The 15,905-nt window shown below is 68.6% G+C and carries 16 protein-coding genes, 3 tRNA genes and 1 pseudogene; 17 read left to right on the forward strand and 3 right to left on the reverse strand.

Translation table 11 applies throughout. The annotated features are described in order from the left end of the window. The first annotated feature begins 361 nt into the window (after positions 1-361). The 3 genes from ACN267_RS28420 (at position 362) to ACN267_RS28430 (ending at position 3,677) form a co-directional block, all read left to right on the forward strand. Complete coding sequence (locus ACN267_RS28420) at positions 362-1,228, forward strand: GntR family transcriptional regulator (RefSeq protein WP_421490049.1); 867 nt, start codon at positions 362-364, stop codon at positions 1,226-1,228. Further along, on the forward strand, positions 1,225-1,920 hold the full coding sequence (locus tag ACN267_RS28425) for an HAD family hydrolase (protein WP_421490050.1): 696 nt from the start codon (positions 1,225-1,227) through the stop codon (positions 1,918-1,920). The genes ACN267_RS28420 and ACN267_RS28425 overlap by 4 nt, the downstream gene beginning before the upstream one ends. A 131-nt stretch (positions 1,921-2,051) precedes the next feature. Beyond that, positions 2,052-3,677: a pentapeptide repeat-containing protein gene (locus ACN267_RS28430; RefSeq protein ID WP_421490051.1), complete on the forward strand. Its 1,626-nt coding sequence runs from the start codon at positions 2,052-2,054 to the stop codon at positions 3,675-3,677. Between the two features lie 318 nt (positions 3,678-3,995). Here the strand turns inward: ACN267_RS28430 and ACN267_RS28435 are convergent, their stop codons facing one another. After that, positions 3,996-4,226: a GntR family transcriptional regulator gene (locus ACN267_RS28435; RefSeq protein ID WP_204957678.1), complete on the reverse strand. Its 231-nt coding sequence runs from the start codon at positions 4,224-4,226 to the stop codon at positions 3,996-3,998. 198 nt (positions 4,227-4,424) lie between these two features. On the opposite strand from ACN267_RS28435, the pseudogene ACN267_RS28440 reads away from it, so the two are divergent. Further along, positions 4,425-4,691: pseudogene (locus tag ACN267_RS28440) on the forward strand (hypothetical protein); the annotation flags it as partial. 302 nt (positions 4,692-4,993) lie between these two features. On the opposite strand, the gene ACN267_RS28445 reads toward ACN267_RS28440, so the two are convergent. Then, a complete protein-coding gene (locus ACN267_RS28445; protein ID WP_204957680.1) occupies positions 4,994-5,794 on the reverse strand; it encodes a hypothetical protein in 801 nt (266 codons plus the stop codon). 379 nt (positions 5,795-6,173) lie between these two features. Between ACN267_RS28445 and ACN267_RS28450 the strand changes: the two genes are divergently transcribed. Beyond that, on the forward strand, positions 6,174-6,716 hold the full coding sequence (locus ACN267_RS28450; RefSeq protein WP_421490052.1) for a DapH/DapD/GlmU-related protein: 543 nt from the start codon (positions 6,174-6,176) through the stop codon (positions 6,714-6,716). Between the two features lie 101 nt (positions 6,717-6,817). Here ACN267_RS28450 and ACN267_RS28455 read toward each other — a convergent pair whose 3' ends face one another. Further along, positions 6,818-7,273, reverse strand: a complete 456-nt coding sequence (locus tag ACN267_RS28455) for a hypothetical protein (RefSeq protein WP_421490053.1) — start codon at positions 7,271-7,273, stop codon at positions 6,818-6,820. Positions 7,274-8,606: 1,333 nt separating this feature from the next. Between ACN267_RS28455 and ACN267_RS28460 the strand changes: the two genes are divergently transcribed. The 12 genes from ACN267_RS28460 to rplA all read left to right on the forward strand — a co-directional run bounded on the left by ACN267_RS28460 (position 8,607) and on the right by rplA (position 15,889). Further along, a complete protein-coding gene (locus tag ACN267_RS28460) occupies positions 8,607-8,753 on the forward strand; it encodes a hypothetical protein (RefSeq protein WP_169733070.1) in 147 nt (48 codons plus the stop codon). Positions 8,754-8,816: 63 nt separating this feature from the next. Continuing rightward, entirely contained in the window at positions 8,817-11,336 is a 2,520-nt protein-coding gene (locus ACN267_RS28465; RefSeq protein ID WP_204957684.1) for a putative bifunctional diguanylate cyclase/phosphodiesterase, read from the forward strand. Between the two features lie 96 nt (positions 11,337-11,432). Continuing rightward, positions 11,433-11,505: transfer RNA gene (locus ACN267_RS28470), tRNA-Thr, on the forward strand. A gap of 26 nt (positions 11,506-11,531) precedes the next feature. Continuing rightward, positions 11,532-11,604 (forward strand) — tRNA-Met (locus tag ACN267_RS28475). 132 nt (positions 11,605-11,736) lie between these two features. Next, the gene (rpmG, locus tag ACN267_RS28480) at positions 11,737-11,904 is read left to right on the forward strand and encodes a 50S ribosomal protein L33 (RefSeq protein WP_013288652.1); all 168 of its coding nucleotides are present in this window, start codon (positions 11,737-11,739) and stop codon (positions 11,902-11,904) included. Positions 11,905-12,039: 135 nt separating this feature from the next. Continuing rightward, positions 12,040-12,486, forward strand: coding sequence for a MaoC family dehydratase N-terminal domain-containing protein (locus ACN267_RS28485; protein ID WP_088644785.1), 447 nt, complete (start codon positions 12,040-12,042; stop codon positions 12,484-12,486). A gap of 1 nt (position 12,487) precedes the next feature. Then, positions 12,488-12,880 (forward strand): MaoC/PaaZ C-terminal domain-containing protein, encoded by a 393-nt coding sequence (locus ACN267_RS28490; RefSeq protein WP_204957685.1) that lies wholly within the window; start codon positions 12,488-12,490, stop codon positions 12,878-12,880. Between the two features lie 127 nt (positions 12,881-13,007). After that, positions 13,008-13,080 (forward strand) — tRNA-Trp (locus ACN267_RS28495). A gap of 213 nt (positions 13,081-13,293) precedes the next feature. Further along, positions 13,294-13,713, forward strand: a complete 420-nt coding sequence (gene secE, locus ACN267_RS28500) for a preprotein translocase subunit SecE (protein ID WP_204957686.1) — start codon at positions 13,294-13,296, stop codon at positions 13,711-13,713. Positions 13,714-13,751: 38 nt separating this feature from the next. Continuing rightward, a complete protein-coding gene (gene nusG / locus ACN267_RS28505; protein ID WP_088644788.1) occupies positions 13,752-14,474 on the forward strand; it encodes a transcription termination/antitermination protein NusG in 723 nt (240 codons plus the stop codon). A gap of 187 nt (positions 14,475-14,661) precedes the next feature. After that, positions 14,662-15,093: a 50S ribosomal protein L11 gene (gene rplK / locus ACN267_RS28510; RefSeq protein WP_204957687.1), complete on the forward strand. Its 432-nt coding sequence runs from the start codon at positions 14,662-14,664 to the stop codon at positions 15,091-15,093. Between the two features lie 79 nt (positions 15,094-15,172). Continuing rightward, the gene (rplA, locus tag ACN267_RS28515) at positions 15,173-15,889 is read left to right on the forward strand and encodes a 50S ribosomal protein L1 (protein WP_204957688.1); all 717 of its coding nucleotides are present in this window, start codon (positions 15,173-15,175) and stop codon (positions 15,887-15,889) included. Positions 15,890-15,905: the final 16 nt, after the last annotated feature.

Genomic DNA, 15,905 nt, shown 5'->3' on the forward strand with positions numbered 1-15,905 from the left:
CGCCGTGACAGCGCGACCCCGCCCACAGCGGGGATCAGAGGCAGAAGCAACCGCGCGCCAAGATCAGCCCACTCGGCCCGCTCGCTCGGGATCTACCGAGGTCGGCCACCATGTGGATCAAGGCGGGCATACCGCAGACGGATCAAACGCGGCGCTTCTGCTGTGAAGTTCTCAATGAACGACCACACAACCGGCCCGTGGGCGTGCGGCGCGGCGCGCGCCAGCCTTCCCCGGCTTCCGTTCGGCTTGCCCCGCCTGGCTAGCCAGGTAGGACGTGATGAACCTAAGCCGGCTTGGCTAGTCAGGTCAAGGGGGCGCGGCGAACTTTCCTGACTTGGCTAGTCAGCGCTACCGTGAGGGGGTGAGCGAGAACCTTGACTTCCTCGGCGAACTGGACCCCGACGACCCGAAACAGGCTTCGCAGCAGATCGCGAACAAGCTGCGAGCGGCCATCCTCACGCGTCGCCTCGCGCCCGGTGACAAGCTGCCGTCACAGCCCGACCTGGCCGCCCGGTACGGCGTTGCGCGGGAGACAGTCAAGCGAGCCTTAGACCTACTCCGGGCGGAACGGCTGATCGTGTCCCGGCAGGGCAGCGGCGCGTTCGTTCGTGCGCAGACACAGCGAGCGGTGGAGCTGCGGCCCCACATCGAAGCGGCTTTCGAGAGGGCGCACGTCACCATCGACTTCGCCGGGTTCTCGGGCGAGACGTTGCGAGACGCGCTTGCCGAAGCGCTCGATAAGGTGCGGGTAGGAAGGCTCGCGCCGGAGACGATCGCGGTACGGGTGCTGATCTCTGACATGACGATGCCCATGGCGCTGCCCGCTCGGGCTGAGACTCAGGCGGATGATTCGGCGGTACGAGAGCGAGCCGAGCGCATTACGCGCCGGGCGGCAGACGGCATCATCGACCAGGTGGCCGAGCTGGGCGACCTCGGCCTGATCCGCTCAACCACGGTAGAGGTACGGATGCACCGGGCATCTCCCCTGTTCAAGCTCTACATCTTGAACGGGGAAGAGGTCTTCTACGGCTTCTATCCGGTCGTTGAGCGCACCGTCTCGATCAAGGGCGAGCCCATGGCGATCTATGACCTGATGGGCAAGGACGTGCCGTTGTTTCACTATGCCGTGACCGACGATGACACGTCTCACGGCACGCAGTTCGTGGAGGCCTCCCGCCAGTGGTTCGACTCGGTGTGGTCGACCATCGCCTACCGGTACGACGGATGAGCGCCGACCTTGGCCGGCTGTTCAGCGGGGTCGGCGCGGTGCTGCTCGACTTCGATGGACCGGTGTGCAGCATCTTCGCCGGGTACCCCGCTCCGCAGGTTGCCGCCGAGTTGGTGGAGGTGCTGCGGCGACGCGGTGTCGACGTGCCTCCTGATCTAGCTGGGGAGCCCGATCCGCTTGAGGTGCTGCGGCGCACCGGGGCGGCCGGCAACTACGGCACCACCTGTGCGGTAGAGGATGCACTCTGCGCGGCTGAGCGCCGGGCCGTAGAGACTGCCGAGCCAACGCCGTACGGCCGTGAGGTCATCGTGGCTGCCCAGCAAGCCGGGATGCCGGTGGCGGCCGTCAGCAACAACTCAGCCGGGGCTGTATCCGCCTACCTAGCTGCGCACCGGCTCGCCGGGTACGTCTCGCCGGTCGTCGGCCGGGCGTACGCAGACCCGGACCGCATGAAGCCCAACCCGGAACCAATCCTGCAAGCCGTGCGTGCCCTTGGTCAGTTGCCGGCCCGGTGCGTGCTGGTCGGCGACTCGCTGTCGGATATCGAGGGCGCGCGGGCCGCTGGAGTAGCGGTGATCGGCTACGCGAGTCGGCCGTCAAAGGTCGATGCTTTCCGGCTCGCCGGGGCGGGCGCGGTGGTTACCAGCATGGGCGAGATTGCCGAGGTTCTGATCGACCGGGCTGAGGGCTGAAATCGGGAGGGCCTGCATCTGGTCGTTTGCTTCGATCGACTACGAAGAGAGACGTGGAGCGCGAAAGTCGATCTCTGTCCCCGGTGCCTGGCGGCATTGGAGTCCCACCACTTCCACCAGCGGATAGTCCGGTGCCGGCGCTTCGGCTATGGAGCATCCGCCGGTCGATTGCGCTGGTCATCGCAACTGCGGTGCTGGTGGTTGGAGCCCTGATCGCTGGAGCGCTTTGGTACGCCGGTTGGCCGAGCCTCCACCGGGCCAGCACCGTCACGGCTGCCACCCTGTTTGACCTGCTGAAGCTCGTCTTTTCGGTGGTGGCGGGTATTGGGGGCGTCGCAGCTCTTGTCGTGGCGTACCGACGGCAGCGCGTTGCCGAGCACGCCAACAAGCTGGCCGAGTTCGCCCATGGGCTAGCGCACGCCGCTGACCTACGCGCGGAGGCTGCCGAGGGCCGGGCCAAGATCGAAACCGACCGAAACGGGATCCGGCTTTTCAACGAGCGATTCGCCAAGGCTTCCGAACAGCTCGGCTCGGACAAGGCGGCAGTGCGATTGGCCGGGGTCTACGCCATGGCCGGGCTCGCAGACGACTGGCGAGACGGTCGCCAGACCTGCATCGACGTTCTCTGTGCATACCTCCGCATGCCCTACACCCCTCCTCAGGAGGCATCAAACAAAGCACTGCCGGCGCAGGCCAACGACGATGCGTCGGCGGCAACCTCGGAGGCTGCTCGGGCCGCTCGCGAGGAGCGGGAGGTGCGTCATACCGTCATTCGACTCATCGGCAGGCATTTACGGCTTGCCGAGGAGGATGCGAATTCTTGGCGCGGCTTCGACTACGACTTCACCGGCGCTGTTTTCGACGGAGGTGACCTCTCTGGCGTGACGTTCAGCACCGAGCGGGTCTCGTTCGACGGGGTGACGTTCGGCGGCGGGCGGGTGTCCTTCGACGGGGTGACGTTCGGCGGCGGGCGGGTGTCCTTCGACGGGGCGACGTTCAGCGGCGGGGAGGTGTCCTTCGACGGGGTGACGTTCGGCGGCGGGCGGGTGTCCTTCGACGGGGCGACGTTCAGCGGCGGGCGGGTGTCCTTCGACGGGGTGACGTTCGGCGGCGGGGAGGTGTCCTTCGACGGGGCGACGTTCAGCGGCGGGGAGGTGTCCTTCGACCGGGCGACGTTCAGCGGCGGGGAGATGTCCTTCGACCGGGCGACGTTCAGCGGCGGGGAGGTGTCCTTCGACGAGGTGAAGTTCAGCGGCGGCGGGTCGGTGTACTTCGGCATGGCGACGTTCGGCGGCGGGGAGGTGTCCTTCGACGGGGCGACGTTCAGCGGCGGGGGGATGTACTTCGGCATGGCGATGTTCAGCGGCGGGCGGGTGTCCTTCGACGGGGCGACGTTCGGCGGCGGGGAAGTGTCCTTCGACCGGGCGATGTTCAGCGGCGGGCGGGTGTCCTTCGACGGGGCGAAGTTCAGCGGCGGGTCGGTGTACTTCGGCATGGCGACGTTCGGCGGCGGGCAGGTGTCCTTCGGCATGGCGAAGTTCAGCGGCGGGGCGGTGTACTTCGGCATGGCGACGTTCAGCGGCGGGGCGGTGTACTTCGGCATGGCGACGTTCGGCGGCGGGCGGGTGTCCTTCGACCGGGCGAAGTTCAGCGGCGGGGAGGTGTACTTTGACGGGGCGGATCTGGACTACCCCCCGGAGTTCGACCGATGGCCGGACGGACACCCGCCAGAAGGGCTACACCTGCCCCACGGGTGAGGTTGCGTCGTATCTGCGTCGCGATCCTGCCGATACGGCCCATCTGGCCAGGTCAGGGCTCTGAGCATGGCGCTCTGTAAATCCGTCGCGAAAGCTACAGAGGTTCGAATCCTCTACCCGCCACCAGGAGCACGAACGGCCCTGTGAACAGCGGAAACGCTGACCACAGGGCCGTTCTCGTTGATCTAGCCGAGTCCAGTGCGGTCTAGCCGTCTACGAGCCTCCACGGGAACATGGCGGGAACGCTGATCATGGTCCGGTGTCTATCCGTGGTGCGGCGGCTACGTCCGCGTTGATCGCTGCTGAGCGGGCACCGGCTCAACGAGCCTTGACGAACGCGCCTTTGCCGGGCACCACGTAGATCAGGCCTTCTTCGACCAGCACGCGCACCGTGTGCAGGATGGTGCCGCGCGCCAGGCCGTATTCCTGTTGGAGTCGGGCAACGCTCGGTATCGGCCGGTTGGGCACCAGGTCGCCGCGCTCAATCCGCTCGCGCAGGATCGCCGCCAACTGCTGATACAGCGGCACTGGCCCTTCGGGGTCAATCACGTCTTGACGGTAGGTGGGCAGGGATGCCGCTGGTCAGGCTTGGTAGACCATGGACCACCATGTACCGGTTGGGATAGGGTGTGTCTATCCCGCTGTGCTGGTCGTGGAGGCCCGAACCCGCCCCGGTGCGGCGGTCCCCCTGCCCGGCCGGTCTCCTCCGACACCGGTCGGGCAGGGCCACCGCAGGGAGGGAAGAGCATGTTTCCTGACGCACGGGGCCTTCCCCGTCTCCAGCCCCCGACGCCGGGTGAGGAACTGCTGATCAGCCGGGAAGCGTCGGTGCAGTTCGCGCGGACACCGGCGTTCGTGTTCCGGGTGATCTCGGTCTGCCCCCGGCCCACCTATGACGGCTGGGCGTGGGTGACCGGCTACCAGCTCGACGGCCAGGGCCAGGCCGTCACCAAGCGGGAGATCTTCGTACGGCTGGCGGGCCTCAAGCGGGTCCGTCGTTCTGATGGGCGCCTGACGGCGGGCTCGGCTTTCGTGTCACGGCCGAACACCCGGTGGACACTGCCACGTGAGCGCCTTTGACCTGACCGCGCCGGTGATGGCGACGCGCAGACCATCAAGATCCATGGCCGACAGTGAAGCACCTCAACTCTGGTTGAGGTCAACGGGAACCTCCCGAGATCGGGCATTCGCTCATCGGCAGATCCGAGCATCCCACGACGCACCGATGCGCCCCTAGGTTCATTGCGCTGCCGCGCATCACGTGGCGGAGAGGCTCGCACGTCAGTTGTCGGGCCGCAGCAGCGCGCCGGCACGCACTACAGGCGACAAACCACCGCCGTGGCGTCGTCTCGGTGCTTGTACCTCGGCCAGATCACACCATTGGGATCGCGGTCCTCAAATTCACGGGTGGCCGCAATCAGGGCGGATGGGCCGTGTTCGTAGGTGAAGGTAAGTAGCCTGGGCCAATCCATAGCGCTGAAATCGGTAACAAGAAGAGCAGCCCCATCTGACAGCAGGGCAGCGCCACGCACTTCGACCACAAATCCGGACATGGCATGCGCAGCGGCCGACGGGTCAACCTGCGCCACCCAGTAGCCACCGGGACGATTTCTCACCTGTTGCTGTTCACGAATCAGCGTGAAAAGCGCCTCCTTATCGCTCTTGTCTTTGCTGGAAATGGCGGCCCTTGCACTATCCGACGCGAAGGCATCAACCGACTTGTCCTGTACTACCAGCGGCCCACCACTGACACGGTCGAGCACTATAATCGAGTCCGAGAGAACAAGATACTCCAGCGACTCTCCTGCATGCCTCACCATTGTTACCGTCGTGCACGGGGAGCCGGGGTGGGCGAGGTCGCAGGAGTCGCGATGCATGGCTGCCACTGCATCGATGGACTCCGCCAAGACTTCCTCCAAGCCTCGACCAGAGTCGCCCGCGAGCCACAACAGCTTGCTTCCGAGCTGGTGCACGTACCAAGGAGTCCCATGCACGCAGCCGGTCTCTGACGCCTCAGAGAGTCCGTCAAGAACTACGGCAGCGCTCGTCGTGGCTCCGGCCCAGTCCTCGTTGGGCTGGTCGGCTTTGGCCGGGCTGGTTGCCATGGTGACTTGCATCAGCGTCCTCTACACATCCAGGGTGATGATCTGATTCGGCGGGAGGTGTCGAGGGGTCGACTTCCGACTGGATGATCACCAGGCTGGGTCGGCTATTCGGACCACCCAGATACAAGGATGGCTGATCGATGTGAAGTTTGGGTTATCTCGATTTCGGGGAAGCGTTTCCCGGTCAGGGTGACTCCGGAGAGGGTCAGGGTGGCACCGGCCATGATCCGGTCGTGACGGCTTCGCGCGCAGAAAAGCCATCCGAGATTCACGGCGACGACAGGCCGGAGTCGACCCGGGCGTGCCGGCTGGTGCGGGCACCTGTGCGCCGGCCGATGAGCGGCGGCGGCCCGCAGGGTCGGGTACGGGGAACGTCGGCGAGGATCGCGGGATGTCCGACGACAACTTCATGCGTATCCACAGCCCCGAGTTCCAGGCGATGGCGGCGAGGGTGCTGCGGGCTACCGAGTTGACCTCCCGGCTGAACGTGCTGCCCTTCGACGACGAGGCCGGGCGGGCGGAGCTGTTAGCGCAGCTCCTCGGCCGGCCGCTGCCGGCGCGGGTCACCATCTATCCGCCGTTCTTCACCGACCACGGCCTCAATCTGGAGATCGCGGAGCGGGTGTTCATCAACCAGAACTGCACGTTCCTCGACTATGCCGGCATCCGGCTCGGCGAGGGCGTCATGATCGGCCCGAAGGCCACCTTCATCACCCTCGGCCACCCGGTCGACCCGGTGCAGCGGCGGGAGTGGCTGACCGGGGCGCCCATCGACGTGGCGGAGAACGTCTGGATCGGGGCCGGCGCGACGATCCTCCCCGGCGTCCGCATCGGCCGCGACGCCGTGGTGGCGGCCGGCGCGGTGGTCGCCGACGACGTCCCGCCCGCCACCCTGGTCACCGGCCCCAAAGCGGGTGTACGCCGCCAGTGGTGACCCCCGCCCGCCTCGCTACCGGGCCGAGGTAGCGGTATCGGGGCGCGGCGGATACCGCTACTCGGGCCCAGTTGCGTGGATCATCGCGACGCCCGTCCCGGTCACAGAGGCCGCGCCGACTCCGGCGTGGCCTCGTGGCCGGGCAGGCCGTGGGTACGCCGCCGCTGCTTCATCTCCGCCTCGTAGAGGTGCCGCCGGCCGTCGACCAGCTTCTCCCGGGCGTACCGTTCGATCTCCTGGAACGTGGCGTAGTAGCCGTCGTCGAACTCCTCCACGATCTGGAACGTCCACCGGCCGGGCAGCAGGTTACGCCCCAACAGCTCGTGTTCGACCCGGTCGGCCACCTCGTCGTGCCCGGCCCCGCGCAGCAGCTCCACCACCCGGTCCAGGGTGAGGTCCGCGCCGCCGACGAGCTGGTGCGCGGAGTAGAGGTGCCCACGCACCCGGTGGATCGTCTCCAACGCCTCACTCAACTTGCCCAACGCCTCGACCGTCGCGTCGTCGACTCCCGCCGGCCGTGCGTGCTCCTCGTCTATCGCATCGTGCTGACCTGCCATAACCCCCGACATACCCCCATACCGCCCCAGGTATCCCATGGTCTCGGTGCCAGCAGCGCGGCCGGCGGAGTGCGCGGGAACACCGCAGACGCCGGGGGCGGTCGTTCAGGCGGGGGCGGTGGCTCAGCCGTCTCCCGCTGTGCCGCCGAGCAGCTGCCGGGCCTCCGCGACGACATCCGCATCGACTTCCGCAACCGCATCGTCCGGGTACGGCTGCCCGTCGTGGACGACGGCCTCGACGATCTCGTACGCGTACTCCAGGTCGATGAGCCCGGCCGCCAGCGGAGTCCCGTCCCGGGTGATGAACCCGTACGCCAGGAGGTGAGGGCGCGGGCGGTGATCGTCCGGTCGAGCAGTCGGCGGGCCATGATCCGGACGGCTTCGTCCTCACCCGCCCGGCTGCCCTCCGGAAAGAAGGTCAGTGAGGGTTCCGCCAGTGCGTCGCCGAGCCACCGACGTAGTTCGTCGCTCCCGCTGCCGGGAGTGGGGGAGATACCCGCCAGGATACGAAGCGTCGGGGTGTCCACGCCCGCTACCAGGCAGTCGCAGGCGGCCCCGATCACCCCGCCCGGCGTGCCCGACCCGACGCTCCACAGGACGGCGGCCTCCTGGAGGCGGGCCAGCGCATCGTCGGGTCGCATCGGTACATGGTCCGCTGTCCGGCCGGCGGTGTCTCGGCGATAACGCCCGCGGCAACCCGCCGCACCGTTCGCAGTGGCCGGCGCGCGGTCAACCAGTCGACAAGGTCGGCCAGGCAGCCGCGGCGTCGCCGACGGTCACCGTGCGTCGGATCCCAGGTACGGCTGGGGCGTCCGTTCCTCGATCACCGGCGTCGCCGGTGTCTGCGATGTCATGGATTCACGACATCATCGGGGTACGACATCACGGGGTCCGACCGCCTCGGCGGGTGTTTCACCTGCTCGCGCCGGCTCGCCACCGTACGCGTGTTTTGTCGTTGATCTGGTGCGGAGTCCGTCGACTCCCGACAGGCCGCTTCCGTACCTGACGAAATGAGCTATGGTGATCGATGTGACGGTTCCGGGAGCAGTCGTCGCGACCCTCGAATCCGACGGTCGCCCTGCCACCCGGACAGCGGCCTCGCGCCGTTAAGATCGGGTTTGCGTCGATAGTGACATTGGGCGATTCGTGGAGGCTGTTACCCGTCCTGGTGCCGCTGATCTGGCACGGGGAGGCGACGGTGGTGGTCCGAACGGCGGAACCTCTCCGCTGCTCGGACCAGCACCGCTCTCCCCGCTTTTCTGGGTACCCGAGGTGTGGCACGATCGTGGAACCTCCACCATCCCCCGTGAACACTCTCTCGACAGGAGCAATCATGTCTGGTCGAAGGCTGGGCCGGCTGTTTGGCTCGCTCCTCGTGCTCGCCACCATCCTGGGTGGACTCGCCGTCGCCGGCGTCCAATCCATCGACGGCAGCGCGCAAATGGCGGACGTCGTCTGGACGATGGGCGGCGCGCGCTAAGCCCCCGCGTCGTCCCCGCTCCCGGTGTCCTGGGGGTGACGTCTCTCAGGGAGAGGGTGGCGCATGGCCAGCCGAGATCAGCGGCGTAAGTCCACCGAACGCGCCTGGTTCATCACCGCACCCCTGGCCCTGCTGGCCATCGTCTTCAGCACCGCGATCGGTGTCCTGCGTCCCGAGTTCGGGAAGTGGGGCCTGGCGTTCGTTCTCTTCGTGGCGATGACGGGGATCAGCATCCCGGTCCTCAACGTCATAGTCCGACGGCAGTCCGTCGGGGTGACGTTGACCGAGGTGCCCCTCGTCGTCGCGCTCTTCTTCCTGCCACCGCTGATCGTGGTGCTCATCTACACGCTCTCCGTGCTGATCTGGAGTGCGTCACACCGGTTCGCCCCGGCCAAGCTGTGGTTCAACGTCGCGAAGGCGGCGGCGGCCACCTCATTGGCCGGGCTGCTCCTGCTGGCCCTGCCCCCGCTCGAGGGGGTGGGGCCGGGCACCTGGGGCATCCTGTTCCTGGCGGTCAATACCATCACCCTGGTCAGCCTGCTCTCGGTGGCCGGGGTGCACGTGCTGCTCCAGGGCTGGCAGGCCGGCCGGGAGGCGCTGCGGACCGCGCCGTCGGTCTTTCTCACCACCTCGATCAACGCCTCGGTGGGCCTGCTCGTCCTGATCGCGTTGAAGACCACCTGGTGGTCGGTGCTGCTGCTGGCCGCGTTGTTCGCGGCGTTGTTCCAGGTCTACCGGTCCTACTCGCAGTTCTTCCGGCAGCACCGCACCCTGACCGGCATGTACGACCTGACCCGGTTGCTCACCAACAGCGCCGAGGGCGCGATCGCCGACATCCTGCTCGACCGGGTGCGGGGCCTGATGCAGGCCGAGTACGCCACCCTGTGGCTGCCCGCCCAGCGCCGGCACCCCGAGGTGCTGCTGACCGCCCGGGTCGACACCCCCGGCCTGCTCGACGTCGCACCCACCCCGACCGTTTTCCGGGAACAGGCCCGCGAGCTGGGCAAGACGCTGTCCATCGGGCGGTTGCTCGGCGACGACACGGCGTTGCGCCGGGAGGTCGGCGCGCAGCAGGTCAAGGACGCCATCGTGGTGCCGCTGCGGTCGGGCCAGGCGGTGATCGGCACCCTGGAGGTGACCAACCGGCTCAGCGACATCGGCCACTTCACCACCAGTGACATCCCGGTCTTCGAGACGGTGGCCGCGCACGCCGCCGTCGCCCTGGAGAATTCCCGGCTGGTCGACCGGCTGCGCCACGACGCCTACCACGACGCGCTGACCACACTGCCCAACCGGCGGCGGATCACCGCCGCGCTGGCCGAGGCGGTCAAGATCAGGGCGCCCGGCGAGGTGGTCGCCGTCCTCCTCTTCGACGTCGACGGCCTGCGTCAGGTCAACGAGTCGCTGGGCCACGCGGCGGGGGACAAGGTCCTCGTCGAGGTGGCCGACCGGCTGCGTGCCTGCGCCCCCTCGTCGGCTCTGGTGGGCCGGGCCGGCGGGGACGAGTTCCTGGTGACGCTGCGGCTGGAGAACGCCGAGGCGGCCCTGGAACTGGCCGCCCAGCTCCGCGAGCAGATCCGCGACGAGATGGTGTTCGACGCGCTCACCCTCGACGTGGACACCGCGGTCGGGGTGGCGGTGCACCCGGATCACGGCAGCGACGCCGCCGTGCTGTTGCAACGGGTCGACCTGGCGGCCACCGCGGCCAAGGCGGTGCCGGGCAGCGTCCAGTTGTTCAACCCGGCGCTGGAGTCGCGGTCGCTGCGCCGGCTCGGGCTCGCCGGTGACCTGCGCCGCGCCCTCGACGAGGGGGAGCTGGAGGTCTACTTCCAGCCGAAGGTGACCCTGCGGGACCGCCGCCTGCTCGGGGTGGAGTGCCTGGCCCGCTGGGAGCACCCGGCGCACGGCACGGTCTCCCCGGAGGACTTCGTCGCGGTCGCCGAGCACACCGGGCAGTTGGGCCGGCTCACCGAGTTCGTCCTCCGTGAGGGGCTGCGCCGCAGCCGGGACTGGAGCCACACCGGGCAGCCGTTGGCGGTGGCGGTCAACATCGCCGCCCGTTCGCTGACCGACCGGCACTTCCCGGACCGGGTCGGCGAGCTGCTGGCCGAGTACGGCGTCCCACCGCAGCTGCTGACCGTCGAGATCCCCGAGGCGGCGGTCCTGGACGGCACCGAGCGACCCATTCCCACCCTGCGCCGGTTGCGGGACCTCGGCGTCCGGCTGGCGGTCGACGACTTCGGCACGGGCAACTCGTCGCTGGCCCAGCTGCGCCGGCTGCCGGTGCACGAGGTGAAGGTGGACCGGTCGTTCGTGCAGGGGATGGCGACCGACCCGGGGGACCTGGCGATCGTGAACGCGGTGGTGTCGCTCTCCCAGCAGTTCGGCCTGGCGGTGGTGGCCGAGGGGGTGGAGAGCGAGCTGACCCTCGAACTGCTCCAGGACATCGGCTGCGAGATCGGGCAGGGCTTCCTGTTCAGCCGACCGCTGCCGTACGAGCGGCTGGAGGCCTGGTTCGGTGCCCAGACCGACCCGGAGGTGATCGGCCCGGACGCGCTGCCGAGGCTCCGCGTCGTGCCCTGAGCTGCGACGACGCGGTACGGGGGGATCCCATTTCACCCCCGGCGCGGTGCCGTGTAATGTATCCCCTGCGCGACGCCCTCCGGGGTGATCGGGTAGGCCCCCTTAGCTCAGTCGGCAGAGCGTCTCCATGGTAAGGAGAAGGTCTACGGTTCGATTCCGTAAGGGGGCTCAGAGGGTCCGGCTGGACCCGCCTGCGGCGGTGTAGCTCAGATGGCAGAGCAAGCGGCTCATAATCGCTGTGTCGCCGGTTCAAGTCCGGCCACCGCTACTCTCGTCCTCCGGGCTCATCCCCGGTGGTCGGTGGGACGGGCGCCACTGGCGCCCGCTTTGCATGTCCCGGCGTTGTCCGCGTAGGCTGATGCGCTGTAGTTGATATCCGTAGCGAGGAAGGCACTCCGCCGTGGCGAAGGCGACCGATGTCCGGCCGAAGATCACTTTGGCGTGTGTGGAGTGCAAGGAGCGCAACTACATCACGCGCAAGAACCGCCGCAATGACCCGGACCGCATCGAGCTGAAGAAGTTCTGCCCCCGGGACGGCAAGCACACGGTCCACCGCGAGACCCGCTGACCTGCGGCCGGCAGTAGGCCGGCCCGGTCCGCAGCAGCTTCACCCCGGACGCCGATCCGCATGGCTGGCGTGGCCTTTCACGGTCGCCCCGCCCGTACGGGTCGGCGTTCGTGTGTCCCGTGTAGGTTCGGCGGCATGTCCCTGGACCCGTCCTTCGTCGGCCGGACGTACCCGCCGACCGCCCCCTACCAGGTGGGCCGAGAAAAGATCCGCGAGTTCGCTACCGCCATCGGCGCCACCGACCCGGCCCACCACGACCCGGCGGCGGCCCGTGCGCTCGGCCACCCGGACGTGGTCGCCCCGCCCACCTTCCCGGTCCTGATCACCATGGCCGCCAGCCAGCAGATCGTGGACGATCCGGCGCTCGGGGTCGACTACAGCCGGGTGGTGCACGGCGACCAGCGGTTCGCCTACACCCGGCCGGTGGTGGCCGGTGACGAGCTGGTCTGCGTGAACACCATCGAGGAGATCAGCTCCCGCAGCGGGCACGGCTTCCTCACCACCCGCACCGACGTGACCACCGTGGCCGGTGAGCCGGTGGTCGCCGTCTGGTCCAAGCTCGTCGTCCGTGGGGAGTCCTGACGTGGAACTGTCGACCCGTACGTTCCGGGTGACCCGGGCGGACCTGGTCCGCTACGCGGGCGCCTCGGGGGACTTCAACCCGATCCACTGGAGCGACCGGACCGCCACGAAGGTGGGGCTGCCCGGGGTGATCGCGCACGGCATGTTCACCATGGCGCTCGTGGGTCGGGCGGTCGCCGAGTGGGCCGGCGCGCCCGACGCGGTGGTCGAGTTCGGGGTGCGGTTCACCAGGCCGGTGGTCGTCCCGGACGACGACGAGGGCACCGAGATCACCGTCGACGCGGTGGTCAAGGAGGTCACTGAAGCCGGTCTGACCAGGCTCGATGTGACCGCCAGGTGCGGCGGCGAGAAGGTCCTGTCGCAGGCGCGGGCGCTCGTGCGGACGGCCGGCTGACAGGTCGTCGGAACGGACCGGGCGGGACCGGTTGGGAAAGTCGGGGCGCTACCCGTACACTGGTCCGCCGTGGGGCAAGTGACCCCTGCTCGGCCGCGCAGGCCGGGTGGGGCGAGCGTTGCCGCACAGGGGTGTAGCTCAATTGGCAGAGCAGCGGTCTCCAAAACCGCAGGCTGCAGGTTCAAGTCCTGTCACCCCTGCGCCTCAGGCCTGACCGTTCCCGTGGGTCGCGCCGCCGCAAGGCGGCGTCCGGCCCGTGGTGGTGGCATCGGCGGGGTGGCTTCGAGGCGACTCGGGGCCCTTCGTCCGGTCCGCCGGCCGCGGCCCGTCGCGGGACGGTTGGTCCGGCCGGCGTGACCAGCGCCGCGTACGCCTCCCGGCGTACGAACCGACATCCCGCGACGGAGGGCGAAGTGGCCGAGAGCAAGCGGCGCGGCGAGGACGCCGGCGACGACGGTCTGCGCGACGAGCGCGACGAGGTCGTCGACGAGGTGACCGCCGACAGCGACGCCATCGACGACGACGCCACCGACGCGGACGAGCCGGTATCCCGGGGCGGCACCGCGACCCGGTCGCGGACCCGTGCGGGCGCCGCCGACAGCAAGCCGAAGACCCGCTCCGAGACCGACCGGGTGGGGCCGTTCGCCCGCATCGCGCGTTTCTTCCGCGAGGTCGTCGCCGAACTGCGTAAGGTCATCTGGCCGACCCGCAAGGAGCTGCTGACCTACACGGCCGTGGTGGTCACCTTCGTCGCGGTGATGCTGACCATCGTGGGCCTGCTCGACTTCGCCTTCGCGAAGGGCGTGCTGTGGGTCTTCGGCAGCCCCAGCTGACCGGCCGACTGAGCCGATAGTGACGGAAGTGAGCAAGCGTGCCTGAGTACGACGAGACCGCCGAGACCACGGACGACCAGTCCACGGTCGCGACGGCGGCGAGTGACGAGTCGGTCGAGGCCGCCAGCGAGCCGGAATTCCCGACCACGGAGCCGGAGCCGGACGAGGACTACGACCCGGTCGCCGAGCTGCGCCAGAAGCTGCGCTACGCGCCCGGCGACTGGTACGTGGTGCACTCGTACGCCGGTTACGAGAACAAGGTCAAGACCAACCTCGAGACCCGGATCACCTCCCTCGACATGGAGGAGTTCATCTACCAGGTCGAGGTGCCGACCCGGGAAGAGGTCGAGGTCAAGAACGGCAAGCGTTCCCAGATCCAGGCCAAGGTCTTCCCCGGCTACATCCTGGTCCGGATGGAGCTGACCGCCGAGTCCTACTCCTGCGTGCGCAACACGCCGGGGGTCACCGGGTTCGTGGGGGCCACCGACCGGGCCGACCGGCCGGCGCCGTTGAGCCTCGACGAGGTGCTCAAGTGGCTGGCCCCGGCGGTGGAGACCGAGCAGAAGAAGGCCAAGCCCGAGATCAAGGTCCTCGACTTCGAGGTGGGCGACTCGGTCACCGTCACCGACGGGGCGTTCGCCTCGCTGCCGGCGACGATCAGCGAGATCAACGCCGACCAGCAGAAGCTCAAGGTGCTGGTGTCGATCTTCGGCCGGGAGACCCCGGTCGAGCTGAACTTCAACCAGGTCGCCAAGATCTGACGTTGTACCCCGTCGCCGGCGGTGGGCCACGGCCCGCCGCCGGCGACGTCGTTCCGCCCCGGCGCGGACCTCGGCGCAGAGGGTCGCCGGGCGCTGCGCTACCCTTGAATGTCGTCGCTGTGGCACCGCGCTGACCGTGCGCGCCCGTGGCCGGCACCTTTCCCAGTTCCAAGCCCCAGGAAGTGACATGCCTCCGAAGAAGAAGCTCGTCAAGACGTTCACGCTTCAGCTGAAGGCGGGCCAGGCGACCCCGGCGCCGCCGGTGGGCCCCGCGCTCGGTCAGCACGGCGTGAACATCATGGAGTTCTGCAAGTCCTACAACGCGCAGACCGAGTCCCAGCGGGGCGACATCGTCCCCGCCGAGATCAGCGTCTACGAGGACCGCTCCTTCACCTTCGTCCTGAAGACCCCGCCCGCCGCCCGGCTGCTGCTCAAGGCCGCCGGTGTGGAGAAGGGCTCCGGCGTGCCGCAGAGCCAGAAGGTCGGCTCGGTGAGCCAGGCCCAGGTGCGCGAGATCGCCGAGAAGAAGATGGTCGACCTCAACGCCAACGACGTCGACCAGGCTGCGAAGATCATCGCCGGTACCGCCCGGTCGATGGGCATCGTCGTCAACGACTGACGTCCGTCAGTCCCCAGACCAGTTCGTGGGAGGGCGCGCGTCGACCGCGGCCCGCCAGAGACCACAGGAGTAGCCCGAGATGCAGCGCAGCAAGACGTACCGCAAGGCCGCCGAGGCGATCGACAAGTCGAAGCTCTACACCCCGGCCGAGGCGGTCAAGCTCGCCAAGGACACCACCAGCGCCAAGTTCGACGCCACGGTCGAGGTCGCCATGCGCCTCGGCGTCGACCCCCGCAAGGCGGACCAGATGGTCCGCGGCGTGGTCAACCTGCCGCACGGCACCGGTAAGACCGCCCGCGTGATCGTCTTCGCCGCCGGCGCGAAGGCCGAGGAGGCCGTCGCCGCCGGTGCCGACGAGGTGGGCACGGACGAGCTGGTCGCCCGGATCCAGGGCGGCTGGCTGGACTTCGACGCGGCGATCGCCACGCCGGACCAGATGGCCAAGATCGGCCGGATCGCGCGGATCCTGGGCCCGCGCGGCCTGATGCCGAACCCGAAGACCGGCACCGTGACCATGGACGTCACCAAGGCCGTCTCGGACATCAAGGGCGGCAAGATCACCTTCCGGGTGGACAAGCACTCCAACCTCCACCTGATCATCGGCAAGGCCTCGTTCTCGGAGACCCAGCTGATCGACAACTACGCCGCGGTGCTGGACGAGGTGCTCCGCGCCAAGCCGTCCGCGGCCAAGGGCAAGTACCTCAAGAAGGTCACCCTGGCCACCACGATGGGTCCGGGCGTCCCGATCGACCCGAACGTGGTGAAGAACCTCCAGGAGACCGCCGTCGAGGGCTGATCCCGACCGCTCCCGC

The sequence above is a fragment of the Micromonospora sp. WMMD734 genome, assembly GCF_049178975.1.
Classification (GTDB): Bacteria; Actinomycetota; Actinomycetes; order Mycobacteriales; family Micromonosporaceae; genus Micromonospora; species Micromonospora wenchangensis.